The organism is Idiomarina sp. UBA3176 (genome assembly GCF_002364295.1).
GTDB classification, from domain to species: Bacteria; Pseudomonadota; Gammaproteobacteria; order Enterobacterales; family Alteromonadaceae; genus Idiomarina; species Idiomarina loihiensis.
This window is the reverse complement of the sequence record NZ_DEXU01000027.1, coordinates 1-22,552: the sequence shown is the minus strand read 5'-3', so window position 1 is coordinate 22,552 and position 22,552 is coordinate 1. Positions and strand designations below refer to the sequence as shown.

Below are 22,552 nucleotides of genomic sequence, written 5' to 3'. Positions count from 1 at the left end.
CTGCTCATAAAGCTAGGGGAAAGCCAGAAATGAAACACAGATTTATTTTCGCCATATTAATGTCATTAGTACTCACGTTTTTTATGTCCGCCTGGGTTACTTTTATTAATGTAGGATTTATAGATAACTTTATTGATTATTGGATGTCGGCATGGATTTTGGCCTGGCCAGCAGCAGGGGTTATATCCTTTGTTTGCGGCCCTCGGGCTCATCAGCTAGCTCACGAAATATCTAAAAAGTTTTGAATTTTCAAACTCCCGTCAACTTCACCTATTCCGTTGTGCCTGCTATTATCGCGGACGAAATTCCTAGTACAACATAGGAGCCATGAACATGGCCTGGATATACCTAATCATAGCCGGACTGCTCGAAATAGGCTGGCCTGTTGGCTTAAAAGTATCGCAGGAACCGGAGACTCGCTGGCTCGGCATCGGCATTGCTATTATTTTTATGCTGTTTAGCGGGGTGATGCTCTGGTTAGCCCAACGCGAAATACCCATAGGCACTGCTTACGCAGTATGGACGGGCATAGGAGCTGCCGGCACCTTCCTGGTTGGCGTGCTTTGCTTCGGTGATCCTTCCTCCATAGCCCGCTACGCAGGTGTAGCTCTGATAGTCGCCGGCGTAATCGTCCTTAAACTTGCTAGCTAAACCTTCGCCCTTCGTTTTCTAAAATGAGGTGTTTACTAAATCAATGGCGATTTACTTTGATCCAATTCCCCCAAATAGGAACTACAATTGAACACACACTCTAGTTAAAGGACTACGAACATGGCGGATAAAATTAAAGCATTAAGGCTGAAAGAGCCGTTTGGCCTAGATAATATTCAGGTAACCGAAATGGAAGACCCTGGCCAGCCTGGTCCGGGAGAAATTCGCGTTAAAGTTAAAGCGAGCTCGCTTAACTTTCATGATTACGGCGTAGCTGCCGGTTTTATCCCAACAGAGGATGGACGCATTCCAATGTCTGATGGTGCAGGCGTTGTTGAAGCCGTAGGCGAAGGAGTGGAAGAATTCGCGGTAGGCGACAATGTTGTTTCTACCTTTTTCCCATATTGGCAAAGCGGGCCTGCTCCAGTGGGTGACTTCCATAACACGCCGGGCGATGGCATTGATGGTTACGCCCGCGAAGTGGTGGTGCGTCCAACTCAGTTCTTTACTCACCAGCCGAAGGGTTATAGTCATGCGGAATCCGCTACTTTGACCACGGCTGGACTAACGGCCTGGCGTGCCCTGGTTGTTGACGGTGGCATTAAACCCGGCAATACGGTACTGGTGCTCGGCAGTGGTGGCGTATCAGTATTTGCCTGCCAGTTAGCGAAAAGCCTGGGGGCAACGGTATTTGCTACATCGTCTTCTAATGACAAACTCCAGCAGTATAAAGAGCTTGGTGCGGATCATCTGATTAACTACAAAGAGGACCCGGAATGGGGCAAAACGGTTCGTAAATTAACCAATGGCCGTGGTGTCGACCATGTAATTGAAGTTGGTGGTCCGGGTACCTTGCCACAGTCTATTAATGCGGTGGCGATAGCGGGTCACATTGCGTTAATTGGTGTGCTAACCGGAAGTGAAGGTGAAGTTCCAACGGTTAAATTAATGGCTAAGCAAGCCCGGTTACAAGGTTTAATTGTTGGCAGCTGCGACAACCAGAAAGACTTTGTGCGTGCCTTAGAAGCCAATGGTGTGAAGCCGGTAATTGATAAAACCTTTGCTCTGGAAGAATTAGCGGATGCGTTCCGTTATGAAGAGTCTGGCAAGCACTTTGGTAAAATTTGTATAGAGTTCTAAGTTGGAAATGATATCCATGAACAGAAAAGCCCCTGACAGTAAAATCAGGGGCTTTTTTAATGAGATTCGTATGACTTATTTAATCGCGCTAGTCCAAGCATAGTTTCTTGTATTCACAAATCCTTCATCGATTCTTCACAAAAATTCTTGTCTGCTTTTGAGGTTTCCCGGCTCTTTATAGGTGTCCCTGTTTTTTGGACTGAACGTTTTTCGTCAACCTATAACGGAACCAACATGAACCACTCATTTAGAAAAACAGTTTTAGCGACAGCCATCGTCAGTGCTTTTGGTTATTCAAATACGGTACTAGCTCAGGAGCAGGCAGTAGATGAAGAAGCCATGGAAGTCATTGAAGTGACTTCGTTCAGAAGCTCATTAATTAAAGCCAAAGACTTTAAGCGCGAAGCGATTATTTCTCGTGATTCAATCCTTGCGGAAGACATTGCCGATTTTCCTGATTTAAACCTTGCCGATTCATTGCAACGCGTTCCGGGCATTAGCATTACGCGTGAAGGTGGTGAAGGGCGTCAAATTTCACTGCGTGGATTAGGTCCTGATTTCACCCGCGTTCAGGTCAATGGTATGGAGGCCATGGGCACATCAGCGTCGCCTATGGATGCCAAAGGCGGAGCGAGCCGCACGCGTAGCTTTGACTTTAATGTTTTTGCTTCTGAATTGTTCAATCGCATTGATGTGAACAAAACCTATTCTGCCAACCAGGAAGAAGGGGGGATCGGCGGTACTGTTGGTCTTTACACAGCTAAGCCTTTTGACTATGACGGTGCTAAAAGTGCAATTTCGTTAAAAGGTGGTTACAACGACAATAGCGAAGAGACAGACCCGCGCTTTGCCGGTTTAATTTCTAATACCTGGGGTAACTTTGGTGCACTGGCTTCAGTTGCTTACAGTGAGCGTTCGACCACTGAGTATGGAACTAATACCACACGTTGGCGTCGGGAAGGCGGGAAAACAGCCGCTGATCCAACCGACACCGAATTACAGGCAGAGCTGGACTCGGGTGAGTTATGGTTTCCCCGTGGGCACCGTTATTCACTGTGGAATAACCAACAAAAACGTTTAGGTATTACTACAGCGCTTCAGTTTAAACCCAGCAAAGAACTCAGTTTTTCATTTGATTTAATGCATTCTGAACTCGAAAATGACTACGACGAGCATCATTCTGCCGTTAAAGATAACGATATTGTGAAAGAGCTTGAATGGATAGAAAACGACAAACACAAAGAAGTTCTTTACGCGAGCTACGAAGATGCAACCTGGCGTAACGAAAATACCCGTCGCCGTAACGAGTCTGAATTTAACCAGTACACCTTAACCATGGACTGGTCGTTAACGCCTGACTTCAGCATGTCAGCCATGGTTGGTACCAGCTCGTCCGATTTTGAGCAACCTCAGGTTCTTAAATCTAATATTCACGCGAAGAATAAAGTCGACATTATGACTGACTTCCGCGGCGACCGTTTTTATGGCATTAGCACCTCGCCGAACTTTGATGTAACTAGCATGGAAGGTTTTGAAGTTAAAGACATTTACATGCAGGAAAACTACATTACGAATGATTTTGATATCGCTAAAGTTGATTTCAGCTACTTTATTGGCGACACCGGGGAATTAACCTTTGGCGCTAACTATAAGAAGTTTGAGAACAGTGCTTATCAGCTAAGCAGAAGTAATGCGCAGAACGAAGCACCACAAAATGCCGGCGAGCTGACGTTAACCGATGAGTTGGTTAACATATTTAACCAGCACCCTGACCAAAACTGGATCCAGGCGGATTTAAATAATTTGCTGGCTTACTATGGCCTGCAGGAAACCCGTCTGGATGATTCTGACTTGTCAGAAAACGATAAGTCGCCGGTAACGGAAGAGACCAACGCGGTTTATGCTCAATATGGTTTTGAAAGCAGCGTTGCCGGTCGTCCGTTACGCATAAGCACTGGCTTACGCTATTTTGAAACTGAAATTACATCAGCTGGTGTCTCAGGAGGGGTAGATATTGAGACAGCCCGCACTTACTCCGATGTTCTTCCAACCCTGAATATGGTTTATGAACTGAATCCGGATCTTTTATGGCGTTTTGCTGCGACTAAGAATGTTACCCGTCCTTCACTGGGCTCGTTGAGTTATAACGCCTCGGTCTCGCAAACCTCGGGGGAGGCGATTACCAGTGTATCCATGGGCAACCCAAATCTGGATCCGTTTGAATCAACTAACTTAGACACTGCTATTGAGTGGTACTTTGAAGATGTTGGTTATGCGTCTGCGGCCATATTCCACAAAGACATCGATAACTTTATTGTCGGTACGACCACAGAAGTGGTTTATTCAAGCCTGGGCCTGCCTGAAGAACTGTTGCCTGCAGATAAAAACATGGACAGTATTTTCTATCTTGAACGTCCGGAAAATGTCGATTCGTCGACCATTAAAGGTGCCGAGCTGGCGTTTTCAAGAGACTTAGATTTTCTTCCTGCGCCATTTAACAACTTAGGTGTTATCGCTAACTACACCTACGCGGATGGCGAATCTCTTTACCGTAACATTTATGGTATTGAAGGAAATGACCAGGTTAAACCGTTCTCGGGACTGTCGAAAAATAGTTACAACTTCACTTTGTATTACGAAGTAGAAAACTGGGGAGCCCGCGTTTCAGCCGCTTATCGCAGTCGTTATGGCAGCGGCGCGACATCCAGTGCAGACCAGGATGAAAGCGGCTATCACGGCACAACCTATGTCGACTTTTCATCGTTCTATCAGCTGACGGACAATGTGAAGCTGAGCTTAGAGGGTATTAACCTGACTAACGTACGTGAAGAGTCTTACAGCGATTCTCATGACCGCGCGTACAACACAATTACCAGTGGCAGAACGGTCATGCTGGGCATTACCGCACAGTTCTGATTTTCCTTACACATGTTACCGGGCTCAGCTGAGCCCGGTTTTTGCTTTAAAGAGAAATAAGATGTCACGAGTAAAAAACGTTATAAGTACCGCCATAGCGCTGACGCTGTTATCAGCCTGTGCAAAGACGGTTTCAACATCTGATAACTATGATTTTAAGCCGTCGGGCAATAAACAATGGCTGGCGGGTGACCACCATATTCACGGAAAGTTTAGTGCTAAGTGGGACACCAGTACGCAACCGCCCACGCCCATTTTATTTGGTGACGCCCATTATTTTACCGCGCTGAATGCGCAAATGGCGAAACAGCATGGCCTGCAATGGATGGTAACCACTGATCATGGTGGTCCGAAGCATAGCCGGGTTAATTTGGAGCAGGCTTATCCTGAATTGGTTGCGTCCCGCAAAGCAGTTCCGGGTATTTTGCAGTTTTACGGAATGGAATTCGATACCCCCAATGCACGCCACAGCACCTTAATTATTCCACATACCGATGAAGAAGCGCAGCAGCTCTACACCATAGAAAGCCAGTTTAACCGACGTGAAGCATTTCCTAATGAATTTGAGCGGGATACCGAATCTTTCATGTTAAAAGCGCTGAATGCTATGCAGGCGATGAGTCCGCGTCCGATGTTATCGGTGAATCACCCGGCTCGTCAGGCCGATGAATTGGGGCGTTTTAAAAAAGTGACGCCTGAAAAAATGCGCCTGTGGCAGGATACCGCTCCGGATGTTATTACAGGCATGACCGGTATTCCCGGGCATCAGGCAGCGACAATTAATCCAGATGGCTCGAATGACCCTGAGGGAACGCGGGCGGAATACTATGGGTACCCGACACACGGCGGTACTGACCAGATGACGGCCATTGTTGGCGGTGTGTGGGACAGCTTTTTAGGCGAAGGACGTCGCTGGAGCATTACCGCAGTTTCTGATAGCCACGCACATTACACTGAAGGTCGTACGGACTTTTGGCCGGGTGAATACGCTAAGACTTATGTATACGCTCAGCAGGACTATGACAGTGTTTTAAACGGTTTGCGCGGCGGCAAGGTGTTTGTCACTATGGGTGATCTTATCACCGAGCTTTATGTTTCAGTGTCGCAGTCGGGAAAAACTGCCAACATTGGTGAAACCCTGGTTACTGACAATAAACCCGCCACGGTCACTATTGCTTTTTTAGACCCTGACACACCAAATTATCACGACGATAGCCCCTCGGTGGGGCGCGTTGATCTCATTTATGGTGAAGTGCACGGCAACAAGGAGTTTGCCGCAAACAATGTAAACCCGACCACTGAAGTTATTCAGCGTTTCTACCCGGATGACTGGACTCGGCAGGGCAATTACCAGGTGATGACATTTGAATTACCGGCATCAGAATCAGCGGGTTATATACGAGTTCGGGGAACCAACCGTGCCAAGGAGCTGGAGCCACAACCCGATGTTAAAGGCGAGAACCCCTGGACTGACTTATGGTTTTACAGCAACGCTGTTTATATCGACAAAGCAAAATGATTTCGGTGCCCCGACGCGAACGAGATCCACAGAACTGTCATAATGAAGGTGTACCCTTGGCTATCTCAGCAAAACGCCAGGGTGCACCAGCAGCTGATATGTCTAATAAAACAAACAACAGTAAACTCTACGATTGTTTATCCAATAACGCCCAGTTGCGGCGTTACCTCTCTGGCCGGACGCGGTGTAGTGAAGAGGCTGCCGACATTTATCAGGAGTCTGTGGCGCGGGTACTGGAACAATCCCGGAAAAGTACCATCAACAATCCAATAGGGTATGCGATTCGGGTGGCTCGTAATCTGCTGACGGCACGTCCTGTAGACTGCGATGACGATATCGATAACCTTGATTCACCAAAAGCAAACCCGGAATATTTGCTGGAAGAAGCACAACGTATTGAGCTGATTTCTCAGGCGCTCGAAAACATGCCTGAGCAACGGCGGCGGGCGTTTGAGCTGAGGCGGCTTCATGGTGAGAGCCGCAAAGCCATTGCGGAACAACTGGGAATTAGTATGGAAACCGTTACCCGGCACATAACCCGGGCACTGGCCGACATTCAGCGTTACATAGACAGTAAGACAAAATAGATGCAAGAGACAGTCAATAATACCTCACAAGACAGTATTTACACTGAAGCCGCGGAATGGATGGATCGGCTTTCTGACGGTGAACTCAATACCCTTTGCCGAAAGCGCTTTATTAAGTGGTTAGAGGCCGATGTTCAACATCAGCAGGTATTTGAGTCCATGTTGGCTACCTGGCAGAACCCTGCGCTGGAGCAGTCTTTCGAACAACTGAAAAATCGACAAAAACGGCCGGTGAAAAAAGCATTTCAATGGGGAATGGGCTTAGCTACAGCCTGTGCGTTGGTTGTTGCTATTACCGTCATGTTGCCCGGTCGCTTTAGTGAAACACCGCATCCGACAGTGTTTACTGCGCAGTCGCCAATGGAAAATACGCATCAGTTATCCGACGGCAGTGCATTACAACTGCAGCTTTCAAGTGAAGTTATGGTGAACTACTCCGAGCAGCAGAGAGACCTGCGCATAGAGTCAGGGCAGGCGTACTTTTCCGTTGCTAAGGACAAGAAACGTCCTTTTGTGGTGAGCGTGGGTGATGCTAGTGTTACAGCGGTCGGCACGGAATTTAATATCGACCGCGGCACGGACCAGATCGATGTCACCGTTTACGAAGGTATTGTTGAGGTTCAGGCTGAGCAGGAAAGCTTCCCGGTGTTATTAAAAGCCGGAGAGAAGATGCGCTTATCCCGTGGGCGTTTTGGCGTGGTGCAAAAAGTTGATGTGAACAACCTGATAGACTGGCGTTCGGGCTGGATAGAAATTAGCAATGAGAATCTCACTTATCTGATTGAGAGACTTAACCGTCACAGTTCAACGCCTATTGTGCTGGCTGATCCGAACCTAGGTTTGCGGGAGGTGGCAGGGCGCTTTCGCCTGAATGACACGGAACAAACTTTAAAGCTGTTGAGTCAGATGTATGCGTTAAACGTTGAGTATTTGCCTCAACAGATTCGTTTAACACCATGAATTATGTCATCTGAAAATGCGTAGATTTAGCTGGCTACTACTTATTTCCAGTTTAACCCTGGCCGCAGAAGGCACAAAGTTCGATGTGACTTTTGCGGCGCAACCTTTAAAAGACGCATTAACTCAGTTTTCCCGCACAACCGACCAGACCATATTGTTCGACCCTTCTTTAGTCTCTGATGAACACACTGAGGCACTAAAAGGCTCGTTTACGGCTCAGGAATTGCTCGACGAGTTGCTGAAAGACAGCAACTTATGCAGCAGTAACGTTGCTTCTGGATGGCTGGTTGAAACCTGTCTGGGCAATGTGGTTAAGTCCCCGGAGCCCGCAGCAGAAAGCAAACCAGTTAACCGGGTTATTGAAGAAATTACCGTCACCGGATTCCGTGATTCTTTATTTAAAGCGCGGGAATATAAGCGTCTGGCTATGGTCTCTCAAGACTCGATACTGGCCGAAGATATTGCTGATTTTCCGGACTTGAACTTAGCAGACTCACTGCAGCGCGTACCCGGTATTTCTATTACCCGGGAAGCCGGTGAAGGGCGTCAAATATCGCTTCGCGGGCTGGGACCGGACTTCACCCGTGTGCATATCAATGGCATGGAAGCGTTGGGAATAACATCATCGCCAATGGATGCCCGCGGTTCAGTTAGCCGTAGCCGGGCGTTCGACTTTAATATTTTTGCTTCTGAACTGTTTAATCGCATTGATGTGAAAAAGTCTTACTCTGCGCGTATGGAAGAGGGCGGTATTGGCGGCACGGTAGAGTTATTTACACCAAAGCCCGCAGACTACAAGGAGTTTACGTCAGCTTTCTCCTACCGACAGGCCTATAATTCCAACAGCCAACACTACGACCCCCGTGTGGCCGGAATGATAGCGAATACCTGGGACAGCTTTGGTGCGCTGGTATCAATGGCCTACAGTGAACGGCATACAACTGAATATGGAACCAACACCACGCGCTGGCGTAAAGAGAATAAAACTTATGTTGGGCCGGATAATCCCGCGCTGTCAGAGAAATTAGCTAACGGCGAATTCTGGTTTCCCCGGGGGCACCGCTATTCGCTCTGGAATAACGACCAGACCCGCCTGGGAATTACCGCTTCTCTGCAATATCAGCCGAGTGAGAATTTTATCAGCACAGTTGATATTTTATTAAACCGACTGACCAATGACTTAGATGAACACCATATTGCGGTAAAAAATAATCGTCAGGTTAAAGCTCTGGAATGGGTAAATAATGACAGTGAAAAAGAAGTGGTTTATGCCGAATATAAGGACGCGACATGGCGAGCTGAAACCCGGCAGGACTATAACGAGTCTGAGTTTGAGCAAGTAACTTTTAATTCCTTTTGGCAAACGAGTCCCGATGCTTCGTTTAATTTTTTACTCGGGGTTAACTCTTCTGACTACCGCCAGCCTAAGCTGAACAAGGTCAACATCATTACCGACGGCGTGGATATTATTACCGACTTTAGGAAGGATCGCTTTTATGGCCTTAGTCGTTCGCCTGAATTTGATACTACCGACCCAACAGCGTTTCGGGTGAAAGACCTCTACTTTCAGGAAAACGAGATTTCTTCGGATATGCTCACGTTTAAAGCTGATTTCGACTACCGGTTAACGCCCCAAAACTCTCTGAAGCTGGGTGTCAGTCATAAGAAACTGTCAAATGACGGGCATGAACGAGTACAGGGAGACTTTCCGACCAACGGCCTGACGCCCAAAAATGAAGGTAATTTGTTTTTACCACCTGAGTATACGGATGTTTATACTCAACACCCCGACTTCAACTGGTTGCAGGGCGACTTAGCCCAGCTTCAGCAACACTACGGTTTAGCGGGCTATAGATTGGGTGAAGAGTCTATTATTGATACGTCTAATTATTCGGTGGAGGAGGAAACGGACTCTGCTTATTTCCTCTTCGATTTTGATACGCAAATGTTCGGAAAAACGGTGCTGTTGAGTACCGGCGCGCGTTTTTTCGAGACAACTCTGTCTTCTGCGGGTATCTCAAAAGGTATTTACACGGAAATAGAGCGGGACTATTCCGATTGGTTACCTAGCCTGAATATGCTTCTGGATATTACCGATAATGTTTTATGGCGCTTTGGAGCGAGCAAAAATATTACCCGGCCTTCTATAGATAAATTGTCCTTTTCTGCAAATGTATCGCAGGCCTCGCGCGATGACGGCGACATTGGTTCAATAGGATTAGGGACCCCCTTTCTGCAGCCGTTCGAATCCATAAACATAGACACTGCTATTGAGTGGTATTTTAATAAGCAAGGGTTTATATCCTTAGCGCTGTTTCATAAAAACATTGATAACTTCATTGTCGAAAAAACTGAGCTGTTGCGTTACGGCAGTTTAGGGCTTCCCGAAGCCTTGCTGCAGGAAGGGGAGTCTGTAGACGACTTATTTATTGTCACCACACCGGAAAACTCCGATTCATCTGTTATTCAGGGCGCTGAGTTTGCGTTCTCGCGGGATTTTGATTTTCTGCCTGAGCCCTTCAACCGGCTCGGCATGATTACCAACTATACCTGGGCAGACGGCGATACGCTGTACAGAGACGTGCAGGGCACCGGTGAGAATCAGGTAAAGACCTTTGCCGGACTTTCAAACCAAAGTTATAACCTGACCTTTTATTACGAAGCTGAAGACTGGTCAGCGCGTATCTCATCGGCCTACCGTAGCGACTACATTTTGTCGGTACAGGCAGGTAATACCGATCAGGATGAATCCGGCTACCACGACACCACTTATGTTGATGCGGCCGCTCATTACCAACTGTCTGATAACTTTAAGTTAACCCTCGAAGCTTTGAATCTGACCAACGTCCGCGAAGAACTTTACAGTGACTCCAGTGACCGTGCTTACAACACTACCTCCAATGGCCGGACGTTCTTGCTGGGTGTAAGCGGGCAGTTTTAAAAGTGCTCATTTGTTGCCTTCTCTTTACGCACTTTCCACCAGTGGTAAAGCGATGAAATAAGTAGTGCTATGAGAAAATCTTTAAACTCTGTACTGTGTAGAGTGAGCTCACTCGCTTGAAAGGACTTGACGATGGTACCGCCCACAAGGTAACCACCAATCAAAACCAGCGCCAAGTATATGGTCGAAAGTATTTTATTATCTGTTTTCATATCTGCAACTCATAGCATTCTCAGTGTTTCTGAAACCATCCTCGCATGACAGCCAGTGCGGAGTCATCAATACTGTCGCCATTTTCTTTTCGTAGGCCGTGGTCAAGTTCTTCAAAGTACTGATATTTTACATTCTTCGAGTTACTCAGGTTTTCTATCATTACATGAGTTTGCTCTGGATCTACTGAATCGTCCTGTCCCGATTGAACAATCAGCAGAGGTGTTTTTCCGCGTTCGATGATGTTGATTTGCTTAAGGGTAAGCATTTCCTTCCACCACTTGTAGCCATGCTGGCTTGAGTTAACGGGAAAGGGCTCTTTTGATGTTTTTATTTGCTCTGCAAACTCGCGAAACTCGGCAACTACCGATGCTGTAACCTCTGCGGGTGTCGATGCTTTTATATTGTGCTCAATATCGTCCTGAAACGAATTGCCGCCACCGTTAAACGCGATAGTAGCGGTAATGCCGGGGAATGCTTCGCGGAGCATCACGGCAATAACGGCTCCTTCACTGCCACCCAGAACGTAAATCGATTGATAACCTTTGTTTTTGTTTAGGTGTTCCAGTACCTGCTTGGCATCGTTTACCCGCTGTGATGGTGAGTCATTGTCGATGTAGGTTTGTGGACAGTCAGAGGTGTGTGGGCTGAGTCCCCATTTCTCAATGAGCAGAACATCGGCGTCTGGTCGCCCTTTGGGTAAAGCTTCTTTAACAGAATTGTTTGTTAATACGCTCCGGCAATCAGAACCTTGCAATATAAGCAGTAGGTTATTTGCTGGCTTTGTTCTTGAACCAAGGTGATAGGTGATTTTAGAGTCGGGCATTAATTGCCGCTGAAGCGTCTCTGTCTCAAACGTTAATTCCGACGCAGCCACTGAATAGCCGCTTAGGGTCAAAAATGTAAAAACGAGAAGTAGATTAAAGCTGCGCATGAATTAAATACCGGTTAATTTTCTATTATAAAGGAGATTATCCGCTAAACGACAACTTTTGTTAGCATGCTTTCAAAGTATTTTAGTAACCATAAGCATTGGAATAAACCAACATGAACATAAAGCCGGGTATTTACGAACACTACAAAGGCGGACGTTACCGCGTTATTAATATCGCCCGTCATAGCGAAACTGAAGAGTGGATGGTGCTTTATCAGCCCTTGTATGGGGAACAGGAACTTTGGGTTCGCCCCTTTGACATGTTCGTGGAAACGGTGAACATAGACGGCAATGACGTACCCCGATTCCGTTTTATTGGCAGTGAGTAAGGGAAGACAATGAACGAAATCGATAACAAATTGTTTTTAGTTTATGCGGGCGGCACGGCGCCTGGTGCCAACATTGAGTTGCATGATATCCGCTTTGTAGTGGGGCAGAGCATGGAAGAGACCTATCCGGCTATTCGAAAAGGGTGGTTCGGTACGCAAAAAGGGCTGCATCTGGATAGCTTTGTTCATTTACACCATGTGGACGGCTACCGCATTCAGCTTACCTCTAAAGCGCCTGAAAAACCTGCGGAAAAACGTTTGTACTTCGTTAATTTTGGTGGCTATTTTCCGAATAAACTGGCCGAGTATCATGACTTTACTGTGGTGGTCGCAGACTCACCGCAATCTGCAAAACAACTGGCTCGCGCTCAAGTCTCCAAAGCTGGCTTAGCGGACGCTGAGCAAATCCATAAAGACGATTTACTGGCGGTGGACGACTGCTTGTGCGTCGACTTGGTGGATAACCACTATGTGACTCTTGAATTTGACGGTGAACAACAGCCGCTGGTACCTGACTGGAAAGGGTATCAACCACTGCCTTAAACTGTCGATATATGAAGAGCCTGGCCATCGTTCTTTCCCTAAGAAAGAAGAAATAAGAAGCGAAATGATGTCCTGGTTCAGAACGCACTGGGAATAATATGTTGCGGTAGCAAGGCTATTTGCCGGTTGTGTGTTCTGCTAACGCACAACCGGAACATAAAGCCGGTTGGTCACTACGCTGTCACCGTTAACAACAACCTGAAATAAGTCACCGTAGTCATCTTCTTCAAGTGTTTTGGCGCTTCCGCCTGCGGCTTTTACTAACTCCGATACCGTGTTGCTGTGACCGATAATGAGAGCATTCTTTTTCAGGCCTTTGATGCTGGCTATTATTCCATCAAAATCTTTAGAGGGGTAACTCTGAACGGAGAGGCCAAGATGCTTCGCGAGAGCTTCTCCTGTCTGTTTGGTGCGTTTAAAATTGGTAGAAAATATAGCCTCAATATTACTGTTCTTTAGAGTTTGAGCCAGCATGAGCGCCCTCTGTTGACCCGCAATACTTAGATCGGGGTCAGTTTTCTCATCTGTTTTTTCCATGTGACGAGTAAAGTAAAGAGTATAAGTGTCTGCAAATGCCATATTAGGAAAAGTACTAACGAAAATTAAAAGACAAAGTAAACGACGCATAAGCTTTAAAGGTTATAGTTTGTGTTTGGTTTTTGAGAGTAAAACATAACTTTATGTTTATTTCAGGACAAGCATCAAAAACACGACAAATATAAATGATAACGATTCGTAGTTGTGTTATCTTTTGCTCCTTACTAACAGCGAAGGAGTACATGGGGTATGAACGCACGTGTCGTTCCGCTTGCAGCAGCTATCGCAATGGCATTAAGTCCACTTGCAGCGACTGCAACACCACAAAATGCGGATAAAGAAAAACCGGCGAAAGATGAAAATCTTGAGCGGATCAAAGTAACTGGCAAGTACACTGTCAGCCAGAATCTTGATTCCGCGACCGGACTTGGTTTAACACTGCGGGAGACACCTCAGTCGGTCAGTATTATGACTGATGAAAGAATGTTCGATCAGAATATCGATACCGTGCTTGAAGTTGTAAATAACGCGGTGGGTGTTTCTGCATCGGAAATGGACAATGTTCGTAATACCTTTTATGCCCGCGGGTTCGAAATCAGTAATTATCAAATTGACGGAGTACCTACCTCATGGAGTATTGCCGGTGATGCGGGTGAGACCATCGCGGATGTTGCTATTTACGAGCGTGTTGAGTTCGTACGTGGGGCGACCGGCTTATTGACGGGGGTTGGAGATCCTTCAGCATCGATCAACTTAGTCCGTAAGCACGCTACTAGTAAAGAGTTTGAAGGCTATATTAATGCTTCTGTGGGTCGTTGGGACAGTAAGCAGGTAACCGCTGATGTTGGTAGTGCATTAAATGCTAGCGGGAGTATTCGTGGTCGTGCTGTGGTAAAAGTTGATGACAGCGAATCGCATGTCGATTTCTTAGAAGAAAGTAAGGAAGTTTTCTACGGTGTTGTTGAGGCCGATATAACAAATTCTACTCTATTAAGAGTTGGGGGGAGTTATCAACATCATGAGCCTAAGGGCGCTATGTGGGGATTCCTTCCTGCATTTTACTCTGATGGTACCTACACAGACTGGGATGTTTCGAAAACAACCGGAGCTGACTGGACTAACTGGGAAACAACCAGTACCAATTATTTTGTCAACCTGAATCATGTTTTTGATAACGGTTGGGAGCTTCTAGCCAATTATAACGGCTTGAAGGCTGATAAAACATCCAAGCTACTTTATATCAACGGAAGTGACCCTGAGAATTTGCTAGACAAAGAAACTGGCACGGGCTTAAAAGCTCAGCGCTATAACAGCGATGGTGAAAATAGTCAGAATAGCTTTGACGTGCAATTAAAAGGGCAATTTTCTGGTTTTGGCCGTTTACATGACCTTGTAATTGGTGCCTTATACAGTGAACATGACAAATTCGCGCACACTTTTAATCCGCAACCACTAGGTGGTGATGGCACTTACGATCAGGTGCCGGTCGGCAATTTTTATGAGTGGCCTAACATAGAGGAACCTCAGTGGGCGGATGAGCCTATTCCAGGAGAAGATACTGCTACTGAAGAAAAAGGCTTTTATGCGGCCACTCGCTTGTCACTTTCTGACAGCTTAAAATTTGTTGTTGGTGGCCGTGTTTCAAGCTGGGATCGTGATGGGATTAGTTACGGAACGGTTGTCGACTATGGTGATTCTGGAGTTTTTGTTCCTTACGCAGGGTTGCTTTATGACTTAACTGATAATCACCGTTTATATGCGAGTTTTACAGAGATTTTTAATCCCCAGAATCGTAAAGACACGAACGGAAACTTTCTGGAACCTCTAGAAGGTCAAAGTAATGAGTTAGGTCTTAAAAGTACTTTCTTAAATGATCGGCTGCATACTTCAATTGCCGTTTTCAAAATAGAGCAAGATAATCTGGCTGTTGTCGACCCTAATCATGAGTCAACGCCAGAACTGCAAACCGCTTACATTGCTGAACAAGGTACCGAGAGTACAGGGTTTGAAGCTGAGATCGTTGGTCAACCCGTTGATGGCTGGAATATTTCTGCCGGATATTCCCAGCATGAAGCAGAAAATGCCAATGGAATGCTGGTAAACACGGATACTCCAGATAAGCTGTTCAAGTTGTTTACTACCTATCAGTTTGTTGAGCTTTTGCCTGAGCTGACTATTGGCGGTGGCGCGAACTGGCAGGGAGATGTTTATTCGACTGGAATGAACCCCGCTACTCTTGAAACGGAAACATTCACTCAGGACGCGTATTGGTTAGTGAACCTGATGGCACGTTACAAGTTATCCGATAACATGAGCTTACAACTTAACGTAGCCAACTTGTTTGATGAGAAATATTATAGTCAGGCTGGGTTTGCTTACGGTTACCGCTACGGTACACCGCGCGATTACACTTTGAGCTTTAATTATAAGTTTTAAGTAGCTGAAAATAATGAGCCGGTGCCTTCAAAAGCACCGGTTTTTTTATGCCTTGCGTTTGCGTCGTTGCTGAACCGCTAATAGCGCCGAAATAAGCAGTGAGGCGAAAGTCAGAATCCCAAACCAGACCAGTATTCCGTCTACAGGGTTTGGCATTAAACTTGTGCAGGCGAGAGCAAGACCGAGCAATAAAAAGCCTGCAACTTTATAGATCCGCTCGGCACGCTGGTTTAACGGTTTTAAATTAAATAACTTACGGTGGCGAGCTGTAACAATGCATAAGAGCCAAAAGCCCGCTAAGCTAAGCAACCAAATGACAACTGATATCATGATGTCACCTCAGTTTCCGCTGGTTTCCCTGCGTTATGAGACTGCAGTTGGATAAAACTAAAAGACAGGGCAACTCCGCATAACAGCAGTATCAGGCTTGTTTTTAGTAATTTTCGAGTGGCGACAATCCACATAACCAGACCGCAGTAAACACCGAAGCTCAGTAACATCATCCACATTAGGCTTGTGGCTTTGTTCCAGCCAAAAGCCCATAAAAGCAGTTCAGGCGTGAAGACGGTAACAATTAATGTGAAAATGAACCCACCGACAGTTGCGAGCAAAAGTCGATAACTTATTGTCAGTTTGGATGGCGCATTGGCTATTTTATCTTTCAACATCATTTTGCGTCTCCTTTGAATTTCATTTGCGAAACAGATACCAGGTAAGTCCCAGAAATGTGATTGCCGTTAAAATGAAACTGATATCCATGCCAAATAAAGGCCAGTCGCGCGGGTACTGATAATTCAGAAGATGGCGGTCGACAGTAATAAAGCTGATAAAGGGCAAGCTTAGGTAGGCAAGACCATTAAGCAGTGCGCCGTCTCGCCAGGTTTTTTTGGCGCCGCGAAGCAGCGGATAGCAGACCATTAACAACCAGCCAAAGAAGAACCAGGCAATTTCAAGTTCAGCCCGGTTATCGGCCGCTACGGGCAGTAACCGATTACTCAGAAAATAAGTGGCAACGGCAAGTGGAAGGCCTATAATAAAGCCGGCATTTAATCCGCTGACTAGATAATGGCCGAATGACAGGTTGCCGCTGTCTTGCAGTTTCTTTCTGCGTTTTTCAAACCATAAAACCAGACCTGTGGCTATCATCAAGGTGCCCAGAATTCCTGAGAAGAAATACAGCCAACGCAATTGTGTGTCAGCAAAACGACCGGCGTGCAGGCCTATCATGGTGCGCCGTGTCAGTTCTGCGCTATTTTCTACGGGCTGGACATGTAACTGCTCACCAGTTACAGCTGAATAAGTCAGCGTCGTGTAGTCTGACATAAGCGATTGGGTAGGCGCTTCGTAAAAAGTGACGGTGGCATTCGTATCCCCGGGGTGACTAACTTGAGCTAAACGAATGGGGTTGCCCTTTATGTCTTCCCGCGATTTAAAATAAAGTTCCTGCAAGTCATTTAAATTCGTGCTTTCACCACTTGCCTGTAGCGTAGGGGGTTGGGACTGTAAGTCGTTAAAAAACTCACCCCTGTCGCCATAGCTTAACGACACGGCCGAGGACATATACATCAGCATGAGTGTCACTAAGCCGGTATAGGTGATCATAAAATGAAAAGGTAAAGCTAATACCGACGTAATGGTATGCCCGTCGAGCCAGCTGCGTGGACCTTTACCTAGCTGAAAGGTGAAAAAGTCTTTGAATATTTTTTTATGTATGACTACGCCGGTAACTATGGCTATCAGCATAAGCATGGCGCATATGCCGACCAGCCAGCGAGCAATAAATACCGGCATATAATGCAGATCAAAATGAAAGCGATAGAGAAAGTTGCCGCCGCGGGTTTCACGTTGCTCAATTTTTTTACCATCGCCGTCAAGAACGGCGAACTCAAAACCACGACCATTATTTGCGTTCGGGTCACGCCAAAAGACCGTAGTAATGGGAGAACGCTCGTCGGGCAAAGTAATAGACCAGCCTGGTGAATCCGGGGCGTGTTCCTGAAGGTATCCCTGCGCTTGTGCCACTGCCTGTTCAGGAGTAGCATTTTGCTTTGCGTCGGGCAGCATCCATTGTGTAATCTCGAACTGGAAATAGGCTAATGTTCCGGTAAGAAAAACCGCAAACAGTATCCAGCCTACAACTAATCCAGCCCACGTATGGAGCCAGGTCATACTGTCTCTGAATCGTGCTTTCATAATAGTAAAGGTGATTTGTTTAGTTTTTGTCAGAGCCGTATTAAACCACAAAAAATACATTAATGAAAACCATTATCATTTGCGTTATCGGTGTTTAACTTAACTTTTTGGAGACTTTATATGGTTGCTAAAGCGAGCGAGGTTCTCGAGTTCTGGTTCAATGAGCTGACGCCAAAGCAATGGTTCGTCAAAAGTGACGAGCTGGATAAATCGATTAAGAAGCGGTTCTACGACACCCAGGAAGCCGCCGAAAAAGGAGAGCTTTGGCATTGGCGTGGGACTGAAAAAGGGCGTTTAGCCGAAATTATTGTGCTCGATCAATTTTCGCGCAATATTTATCGGGATACGCCGAAAGCCTTTGCACAGGACGCTATAGCTTTGGTGCTGGCGCAGGAAGCTGTAGCTCAATGTGCAGACGAATCGTTAGAGTCTCATGAGAAATCTTTTTTATACATGCCCTATATGCACAGTGAGTCGAAGTCGATTCACAAGCAGGCGATTGAGCTTTTCGACCAGCCAGGTCTTGAAAACAACTATGAATTTGAAGTGAGACATAAAGAAATTATTGATCGTTTCGGCCGCTACCCGCACCGAAATGCCATATTAGGTCGTGAATCCACTTCTGAAGAGGAATCCTTCCTTAAGCAGCCGGGCTCCAGTTTTTAAACGCTCACTTCTTTCGGTCGATCTATTGACCAATAGGTTTAAACTTAACTGGGCGGCTGCATTTAACCGTTATTTTATATTTTCAACTAACTGTGAAAGCGAGCTTACGGTAATGGTAGGCTCGACTCCCCACGGATCAAACTGAGCCTCTTTAGTCCGTTTTACCCAGGCGGTTTTCCAGCCAGCGGCGTTAGCCCCAATAATGTCAAAACTGTTACTGGAGATAAGCCAGGTGCTCTCAGCATGACTGCCCGTTTCATCCAGAAAGTGTTGATAGACTTCCGGGTCAGGCTTGAAGCTTTTAATGTCTTTGCAGCTTATAACGTCATTAAAATAGCTGCTCAATTCGGCTTTCTCCAGTAACCCTGAAACTGCCTCCTGGCTGCCATTGGAAAAAGCAAAGCAACCCATGCCCGACAAGCTTAACTTGCTAAGCGCCGCCCTGGCATCATCAAACGCAGGCAGACGCGTATAGGTATCGAGCAAGTCTTCTTTTTGCTCTTCATTTAAAGGTGAACCGTATGCGTTGTTGGTAAACTCCAGGGCTTCTTTGGTGCAAATTGCAAAATCCTGATATTGCCGCATAAGTCCGCGACGAAATGAATATTCTAATTGCTTATCACGCCAACGACTGGAAAAACTTTCTGCTTTGTCTGTGCCAAGGTATGAACTTAATAGTGAAACCACACCTTGCGCGTCGATAAGCGTTCCATAAACGTCAAAAGCCAAATTCGTCAAAACTACACTCCAGCTACTTAAAATACAGGTTCTTCTTCTACGAAAAAAACTACGATTTAGCTCGCTATTGATTTTGCTAATACGAATTATTGTTATTTGTATTTACATTTGTAAACAGCATGGGTAGCATACGCAACCGCTTAACTCATTCAATTAAGGATAAACAGAAATGGACAAACTTGTACCCAGTTCACTGGCAATACTTATTGCATCAGCTCTAGGAAGTAGTGCCTTGGCAGACGAATACACGGTTCCTGACGATATTGAGCGTATTGTCGTAACAGCCGCTGGATTTGAGCAGAAAATTACCGAGGCACCTGCAAGTATTTCTGTTATCTCAAATGAAGAAATTCGCTCGCGGTCTTTCACTTCGCTGCTCGATGCGGTGAAGTATCAGGAAGGTATCGACATAGGAACCAGCCGCGACAAAACCGGCCAGGGCAGTATCAGCATGCGAGGTTTAACCGGCGACTACACCTTAATTCTGGTGGACGGTATACGACAAAACAATCATGGTGATATTTATCCGAATAATTTCGGTGGCAATGCCTTTAACCATATTCCTCCATTAGAGACCATTGACCGAATTGAAGTTATCCGCGGTCCGGCGTCCACATTATATGGTGCCGATGCACTTGGCGGTGTCATTAACGTCATTACTAAAAAACACACAGAGGACTGGTCAGGTGCTGTAACCTTCGGGCGTAGTTTGCAAACTAACGATAACTTTGGTGATGATTTTACAACGGACTTCAGTGCCACAGGGCCGTTAATTAAAAATGTTTTAAGTCTGGGAGTACGTGGAAGCTTGTATGATCAGCAAGCGTCTTCGCCAGAATTTGAGCCGGCAGTTGATCCAAATGGCACGGTACATGTTCGTCAGTTGGGTTTTGGCAGTGGCGGGCGTACTGTTGACAACAAAGACGAGCACTACGGATTCTCGTTGTCATACACGCCAGCAAAGAACCATCATATAAAGTTTGATTACGATGACTCACATCAGTCTTACGACAACACGCCTTCTTATGATGTAGAAAACGACACCATTACCTACCCCTTGGGCACAAAAGACAGTATTGAGGCTCTTTGGCAGGCGCGTGGAGGAAATGTGAATCCTCGTGCAGGCTATGCGGCTGATCAGACTTTTGATCGCAGCTGGTGGTCAATAGCGCATGACGCAGACTGGTCGTTTGGTACCAGCATGATTTCTTTATCTTATGTAGATACACAAAATAATGGCAGAACTTTGCCCTTAAGCGTGGATGAGCGTTTATTGCTGCAGGAAATGTACGATGGCACGGGTGAGTATGCTGGCTTGGGCGAAGATGAGCGACGCTCAATTGCAGAAGAAACATTCTTACCGCGACCCGCTCGTCAGTTAGACAGCAGTCAGTATACTGTCGATGCACGACTGGACATTCCTGTCTCTGGTTTTGCTGGACATCATAACCTGGTTATTGGCGGTCAGCTTATTGATGGTGAACTGGAAGATGGTGTATTTGGTTTAGAAGAAGGCAGTGCTGGCGCTATTCAAGAGCAGAAAATGTACTCTCTGTTTGTGGAAGATAACTGGATGCCGATAGCTGACTTTACGCTGACAGGCGGTATTCGTTACGACAAACACGACGTTTTCGGAAGTCAGGTATCACCGCGACTTTATGCGGTTTACAACCTGAGTTCTGCATGGACGCTGAAAGGAGGCGTTAGCACCGGTTATAAAACGCCAAAAACCACCGACTTGTATGATGGCATCGTTGGATTTGGTGGACAGGGAACCATGCCTTTTGCCGGTAACCCGGAGCTACAGCCTGAAACCAGTGTGAACTCTGAAATTGCACTTTACTGGAATTCAGATAATGGCGACCACAACTTTAACATCACCTACTTTAATACGCGCTTTGAGGACAAAATTGCCCGTGGCGATACAGTTTTAAGCTGTGAAGCAACCGACAACGTGCGTCCTTGCGTTAACTTAGGTGAATATGAGCAGCTGGGTTATGACTCATGGGCGCAAAGTATCAACATTGACGAAGTCGATGTGCAGGGCGTTGAGGTGGCAGCGCGTTACGCAATAAGCGAAGCCTGGTCACTACGCGGTAACTATACATGGACAGACAGCGAGCAGAAAAGCGGTAGTCAGATTGGTCAGCCTTTAACGAATACAGCGGAGCACATGGCCAATTTATGGCTGAACTGGAGCGCTTCGGATGATCTTTCTATCTACTTACAAGGTGAATTCCGTTCCGATCGCTACCGTGGTTATGACAGTGTTACCGAACAACAACTGTACTTTGAGAACTACAGCTTGTTTAACTTAGGCGCTAACTACAAGTTAACGGAGTCGGTAGATTTGAACCTGCGCATCAATAACTTATTAGATCGCGATTTCACAACCTACTCAACAACTTATACTGACCTTAACGGTGATGGTGAGTTTGAATATGTTACCGGACGAGGTGCCGTTAGCGAAGTTGTTTTCACCGATGATTACAATGTGAAAGATAAAGCCAGAAACTTCTGGTTTGGTGTTACCATTAGCTTCTAAACTGCCAGCAGGTAAGGCACTATTATTCAGTGCCTTACCTGTTCTGAATTCTCTGGATTGAAGATATGGACATCAAAACGTTTGCAAAGGAACTGTGGTTATTTGGTGTAAAACAAGCTTACGCCTGTGTTTTCGGTGGTTTTTTACTGGCACTCATGCTGATAACCAAGTTCTGGTATCCGCTGGAAGCATTACATCGTTACGACTTCATTTTCCTGGCCGCCATCGGCTTTCAAATTCTTCTTCTAGTCTTCAGGCTTGAGACTCTGCGCGAATGCGTTGTCATTCTGGTGTTCCATATTGTAGCAACGGTTATGGAGTTGTTTAAAACCTCAGACGCAATAGGTGCCTGGGTTTATCCGGAAGATTATGTCTTTGGTATTGCCAACGTGCCTCTATTTACAGGGTTCATGTATAGTGCCGTCGGAAGTTATATTGCCCGGGTCTGGCGCATCTTCGAATTTGAATACTCTTATTATCCGCCCAAGAGCCTCACTTTGGTGTTAGTAACTCTGGTTTATATCAACTTTTTTAGTCACCACTATATTTGGGATATGCGCTGGGTTTTAGTCGCCTTTACTTTTTTTCTGTTTTACCGGACCGCTATTTACTACAAAATCCTGAATTCAGATAATAACCGCAACACTCATGTAATGGGATAGGTCGGAAGGAGGTCAGCTACCAACATGTGGTAGTCTTACTTTTCG

21 protein-coding genes are annotated in these 22,552 nt (G+C 46.0%); 14 read left to right on the top strand and 7 right to left on the bottom strand.

Annotated elements, in window-relative coordinates:
• Window positions 1-29 precede the first annotated feature (29 nt).
• From B2U97_RS13170 to B2U97_RS13135, 8 genes are all read left to right on the top strand, one after another.
• Window positions 30-245: a DUF2798 domain-containing protein gene (locus B2U97_RS13170; RefSeq protein ID WP_153850046.1), complete on the top strand. Its 216-nt coding sequence runs from the start codon at window positions 30-32 to the stop codon at window positions 243-245.
• 88 nt (window positions 246-333) lie between these two features.
• Complete coding sequence (locus B2U97_RS13165; protein ID WP_286822763.1) at window positions 334-651, top strand: DMT family transporter; 318 nt, start codon at window positions 334-336, stop codon at window positions 649-651.
• 120 nt (window positions 652-771) lie between these two features.
• Window positions 772-1,791, top strand: a complete 1,020-nt coding sequence (locus B2U97_RS13160) for a zinc-dependent alcohol dehydrogenase family protein (protein WP_286822764.1) — start codon at window positions 772-774, stop codon at window positions 1,789-1,791.
• Window positions 1,792-2,025: 234 nt separating this feature from the next.
• Complete coding sequence (locus B2U97_RS13155) at window positions 2,026-4,707, top strand: TonB-dependent receptor (protein ID WP_286822765.1); 2,682 nt, start codon at window positions 2,026-2,028, stop codon at window positions 4,705-4,707.
• 61 nt (window positions 4,708-4,768) lie between these two features.
• Complete coding sequence (locus tag B2U97_RS13150) at window positions 4,769-6,226, top strand: phosphoesterase (protein WP_286822766.1); 1,458 nt, start codon at window positions 4,769-4,771, stop codon at window positions 6,224-6,226.
• A gap of 98 nt (window positions 6,227-6,324) precedes the next feature.
• Window positions 6,325-6,813, top strand: coding sequence for an RNA polymerase sigma factor (locus B2U97_RS13145; protein ID WP_231378581.1), 489 nt, complete (start codon window positions 6,325-6,327; stop codon window positions 6,811-6,813).
• A complete protein-coding gene (locus B2U97_RS13140) occupies window positions 6,814-7,773 on the top strand; it encodes a FecR family protein (protein WP_286822767.1) in 960 nt (319 codons plus the stop codon).
• Window positions 7,774-7,789: 16 nt separating this feature from the next.
• Window positions 7,790-10,714, top strand: coding sequence for a TonB-dependent receptor (locus B2U97_RS13135; protein ID WP_286822768.1), 2,925 nt, complete (start codon window positions 7,790-7,792; stop codon window positions 10,712-10,714).
• On the opposite strand, the gene B2U97_RS13130 is transcribed toward B2U97_RS13135, so the two are convergent.
• Both B2U97_RS13130 and B2U97_RS13125 read right to left on the bottom strand, forming a co-directional pair.
• Window positions 10,711-10,926, bottom strand: a complete 216-nt coding sequence (locus B2U97_RS13130; RefSeq protein ID WP_286822769.1) for a hypothetical protein — start codon at window positions 10,924-10,926, stop codon at window positions 10,711-10,713. The two genes, B2U97_RS13135 and B2U97_RS13130, sit on opposite strands and share 4 nt — an antisense overlap.
• 20 nt (window positions 10,927-10,946) lie before the next feature.
• On the bottom strand, window positions 10,947-11,750 hold the full coding sequence (locus B2U97_RS13125) for a serine aminopeptidase domain-containing protein (RefSeq protein ID WP_286822770.1): 804 nt from the start codon (window positions 11,748-11,750) through the stop codon (window positions 10,947-10,949).
• A gap of 221 nt (window positions 11,751-11,971) precedes the next feature.
• Between B2U97_RS13125 and B2U97_RS13120 the strand changes: the two genes are divergently transcribed.
• Both B2U97_RS13120 and B2U97_RS13115 read left to right on the top strand, forming a co-directional pair.
• Complete coding sequence (locus B2U97_RS13120) at window positions 11,972-12,187, top strand: DUF1653 domain-containing protein (RefSeq protein ID WP_286822771.1); 216 nt, start codon at window positions 11,972-11,974, stop codon at window positions 12,185-12,187.
• A gap of 9 nt (window positions 12,188-12,196) precedes the next feature.
• Window positions 12,197-12,730: a DUF1543 domain-containing protein gene (locus tag B2U97_RS13115; protein ID WP_286830571.1), complete on the top strand. Its 534-nt coding sequence runs from the start codon at window positions 12,197-12,199 to the stop codon at window positions 12,728-12,730.
• A gap of 138 nt (window positions 12,731-12,868) precedes the next feature.
• Here the strand turns inward: B2U97_RS13115 and B2U97_RS13110 are convergent, their stop codons facing one another.
• Window positions 12,869-13,309 carry a SixA phosphatase family protein gene (locus B2U97_RS13110; protein WP_286822773.1) on the bottom strand — a complete coding sequence of 147 codons (441 nt, stop codon included), beginning with the start codon at window positions 13,307-13,309 and terminating at the stop codon, window positions 12,869-12,871.
• Between the two features lie 207 nt (window positions 13,310-13,516).
• On the opposite strand from B2U97_RS13110, the gene B2U97_RS13105 reads away from it, so the two are divergent.
• Window positions 13,517-15,703: a TonB-dependent siderophore receptor gene (locus B2U97_RS13105; RefSeq protein ID WP_286822774.1), complete on the top strand. Its 2,187-nt coding sequence runs from the start codon at window positions 13,517-13,519 to the stop codon at window positions 15,701-15,703.
• A 45-nt stretch (window positions 15,704-15,748) separates the two neighbouring features.
• On the opposite strand, the gene B2U97_RS13100 is transcribed toward B2U97_RS13105, so the two are convergent.
• From B2U97_RS13100 to B2U97_RS13090, 3 genes are read right to left on the bottom strand one after another with little or no spacing between them, the layout of a single operon-like run.
• Window positions 15,749-16,033, bottom strand: coding sequence for a DUF3325 family protein (locus tag B2U97_RS13100; RefSeq protein WP_286822775.1), 285 nt, complete (start codon window positions 16,031-16,033; stop codon window positions 15,749-15,751).
• Window positions 16,030-16,374, bottom strand: a complete 345-nt coding sequence (locus B2U97_RS13095) for a hypothetical protein (protein WP_286822776.1) — start codon at window positions 16,372-16,374, stop codon at window positions 16,030-16,032. Before B2U97_RS13095 ends, B2U97_RS13100 begins: the two co-directional genes overlap by 4 nt.
• 19 nt (window positions 16,375-16,393) lie before the next feature.
• Window positions 16,394-17,872, bottom strand: coding sequence for a PepSY-associated TM helix domain-containing protein (locus tag B2U97_RS13090; RefSeq protein ID WP_286822777.1), 1,479 nt, complete (start codon window positions 17,870-17,872; stop codon window positions 16,394-16,396).
• Between the two features lie 144 nt (window positions 17,873-18,016).
• On the opposite strand from B2U97_RS13090, the gene B2U97_RS13085 reads away from it, so the two are divergent.
• Window positions 18,017-18,562: a DUF924 family protein gene (locus B2U97_RS13085; protein ID WP_286822778.1), complete on the top strand. Its 546-nt coding sequence runs from the start codon at window positions 18,017-18,019 to the stop codon at window positions 18,560-18,562.
• A 69-nt stretch (window positions 18,563-18,631) separates the two neighbouring features.
• Here the strand turns inward: B2U97_RS13085 and B2U97_RS13080 are convergent, their stop codons facing one another.
• Window positions 18,632-19,300, bottom strand: coding sequence for a haloacid dehalogenase type II (locus tag B2U97_RS13080; RefSeq protein ID WP_286822779.1), 669 nt, complete (start codon window positions 19,298-19,300; stop codon window positions 18,632-18,634).
• Between the two features lie 169 nt (window positions 19,301-19,469).
• Here B2U97_RS13080 and B2U97_RS13075 point away from each other — a divergent pair, with 169 nt between their 5' ends.
• Both B2U97_RS13075 and B2U97_RS13070 read left to right on the top strand, forming a co-directional pair.
• The gene (locus B2U97_RS13075) at window positions 19,470-21,845 is read left to right on the top strand and encodes a TonB-dependent receptor domain-containing protein (RefSeq protein ID WP_286822780.1); all 2,376 of its coding nucleotides are present in this window, start codon (window positions 19,470-19,472) and stop codon (window positions 21,843-21,845) included.
• A gap of 65 nt (window positions 21,846-21,910) precedes the next feature.
• Window positions 21,911-22,507, top strand: coding sequence for a DUF817 family protein (locus B2U97_RS13070; RefSeq protein WP_286822781.1), 597 nt, complete (start codon window positions 21,911-21,913; stop codon window positions 22,505-22,507).
• Window positions 22,508-22,552 lie beyond the last annotated feature (45 nt).